The organism is Paenibacillus sp., assembly GCF_035645195.1.
Taxonomy (GTDB): domain Bacteria; phylum Bacillota; class Bacilli; order Paenibacillales; family YIM-B00363; genus Paenibacillus_AE.
Genome location: NZ_DASQNA010000001.1, coordinates 1 through 2,276, shown reverse-complemented (window position 1 = coordinate 2,276; position 2,276 = coordinate 1). Strand labels below are relative to the sequence as shown.

The 2,276-nt window shown below is 56.5% G+C and carries 1 protein-coding gene; it reads left to right on the top strand.

The window, feature by feature from the left end; genetic code table 11:
* Window positions 1–353 precede the first annotated feature (353 nt).
* On the top strand, window positions 354–2,276 hold a 1,923-nt coding region (locus VE009_RS00005), incomplete at its 3' end, for a calcium-binding protein (protein ID WP_325005326.1).

Sequence of the window (2,276 nt, the reverse complement as noted above, 5' to 3'; positions counted from 1 at the left end):
TCGCAATGCATCGCGGGCCCGAAGCTGGTCTGCCGTTGGGTGCCATAGGACTTCATCCTCCCTGCCCCCGCTGTTGGCGCGCTCTTGTCCAGGACGCGTTGAGGACGATGCTCTGCCTGTCGCAGCGGAATGGCAAGGGGGATTGTTAGCAGTCGTCCCGATGATACCTCCAGGTGACTGGCTTTAGGATGGAAGCCTTCCGTGCACTGGTCGAAGCCGAGCGGATCGCTTCCGCCTTCTTGTTCAGCTTGAGCGACATACCCGACTTGCAACGTCTCACGTCCAACCTACCGCTTTGAAAACATTTCGAAATGTTATAACTAATAAGAAACTCCATTCCAAAGGTATCGATTATGCCTCTGACGGCCCCAACAACTTGGAAAGATCTCATTGAAGTAAGCGGCGTTTCCGGGGAGCAGTATCAGCCCAATATCGTCACGCTCAAAGACGGGAGGTTCGTGGCAGTCTGGGAAAGGCATGACGGTGCGGAAAGCGACATCCTCATGCGGTTGTTCAACGCCGATGGTACGCCGCTTCACGAAGCCAAGAAGGTCAATACGACCGACGCTTTTACGAGCCAAAGGCTCCCGGTTGTCACTGCTCTGGAGAGCGGCGGTTTCGTCATTGCATGGATTGATGCCGCCGATCCAAGCGGACAGGACGATGATGTCAGAGCCAGGATCTTCGATGCCGAAGGAAACCCACTAGCGAGCAAGCCTGAAGATTTCCTGGTCTCTAGCACAGCAGGAGATCATCTGGATATCTCGGCTCTGGGCACGGGCTTTGTCGTTTCGAATATTGGCAACTCCACAATTGGGGGAATGACCTCAAACGTCTATGATGCTCAGGGAAGTCGCACAGGCGGCGTGACCTTCAATTGGGCAAGCGGCACCTACCACTCCATGTCGGTTGCATCCTTGAACGGTACTCAGTTCGTTACTGCTGCACTCAAGGAAGCTCAGTTCGGCAACTCCATCGCTGTTCGTATCCAGACTCAGAACACCGCCGATCAGGAAATCGTGATCGCAGCATCGGGAGAGGTGACACTCTCCAATGTATCAGTGGAATCCTTGAACGATGGCCGCTTCATGGTCGTATGGAAGGTTCAGGATCCTTTTGCGAATGATCAAGTCGTAGCCAGGATTTATACGAGCAAAGATAACTATAAAGAGGTCACGCTGCTTTCATCCGATGTGCGGCTGGATGAGACAGTCGTGAAAGTCCTTCCCGATGGAAGCTTTGTTCTCGCTTATTCCACTGCAGCTGGCGATGTCATGGGGCGCGTGTTTGGCACGAACTTCGTGACGGATCCTACTCAGGTCAGCAACGTGTTCACTATTAGAGCTGGCTCAGGGATTCAGGACGATCCATCCATCACCGTTCTTCAGGATGGACGACTTGCCATCGGCTGGAGCGATAGCACCGCAGGTGGGGTACCCTTCGTCAGAGCGCAGATCTTCGACCCCAGGACCAGTGCCGTGAACTGGACGGGAACAGGCTCCGATGAGGAGTATTTCGGAACCGACATCGCTGAGGCAGGGGATACTCTCAACGGCGGCGGCGGCAGTGATCGGCTGTTTGGAGGCAAGGGCGACGATTATTTCCTTGCCACCGAAACTCCTAACCAAGCCGGGGAATATCACGGTGCCGACACCTTCAATGGGGGCGACGGAAACGACAAGGTCAGCTATTTCAACGGCCAAACAGGCATCAAGATTTACCTGCATTCCCAAGCAGGCAATGATGGAGCTGCCAAAGGCGATATCTTCGAAAGCATCGAGATTATTGACGGTACCATCCATGCCGACGTCATTGAAGGCAACACCGGCGCCAATACCTTCTGGGGCAACATTGGTGACGATATCCTCAAAGGCTATGAGGGCATCGACGAGCTCAATGGCGACGCGGGGAACGATACCCTGGATGGCGGAAGCGATAACGACACGCTCATCGGCGGCGACGGCAACGATTTCATATATGCAACCGGCGGCGGGAACGACGTGTTCGACGGGGGCGCGGGCGTCGACAAGGTGAGCTATTTCGGCGCTGCCGGCATCCAGCTCTACATGCAGCGGCAGACCGACGGCACGGTGGTGGCGACGAATGCCAGCCGGGGCGCGGCGGCGGGCGACGTGTTCAGGAGCATCGAGATCGTCGACGGCACCGCCCAGGCCGACACCATCGAGGGCACCACCGGCGCCCAGGTGTTCTGGGGCGCCCAGGGCGCCGACGTGCTGAAAGGCCATGACGGCAACGACGAGCTCAACGGCGGCGAT